The organism is Streptomyces jumonjinensis (assembly GCF_009600885.1).
Taxonomy (GTDB): Bacteria; Actinomycetota; Actinomycetes; order Streptomycetales; family Streptomycetaceae; genus Streptomyces; species Streptomyces jumonjinensis.
The window spans coordinates 310-796 of record NZ_VCLA01000194.1 but is presented as its reverse complement, the minus strand read 5'-3'; the positions used below and the strand labels follow the sequence as shown (position 1 = coordinate 796).

The following is a 487-nucleotide window of genomic DNA, read 5'->3' as shown; positions in this document are numbered from 1 at the left end:
GTCCGGGGACACCCTCGGCTACAAGGTCGCCCTCCCCGCCGACCGCAATCGGGCGGGCGAACCGGTCTGGTTCTCCGGCTCCAAACTCGCCCCCGACCTCTCCCTCCCGAATATCCGCCAGCGCCTGGAGACCGGTGCCCTGGACACGGAGGAGGGGCCCCGCCCGCGCCCGGCCGTTGCCCGCAGGGACGCCGTCGCCCCCGCCGTACAGGCTGCCGCCGTCTTCGACCAGGACGACGACGGCACGGTCGTCGCCCAGCTCGTCGGCACCGGAGAACTCCTCGACGCCCTCGCACAGACCTCACCGGCCCCGACCCGTACGGAACTCCGACAGGCGGCCCGCGCCTTCGAACGCGCCACCCGCACCCACGAACGCGCCGCCCGAGCCGACCACCGCGCCCTGCGATCCGCCGCCCGCGGAGTGCTTCGCGCCGGGGACGCGCTCGGCCGGGGCGAGGACGGCGGTACCACCGCCATGGTCCTCTCG

1 pseudogene is annotated in these 487 nt (G+C 75.4%); it reads left to right on the top strand.

Annotated features, from left to right (window positions below):
- Nucleotides 1-487: pseudogene (locus FF041_RS39660) on the top strand (mobilization protein); the annotation flags it as partial.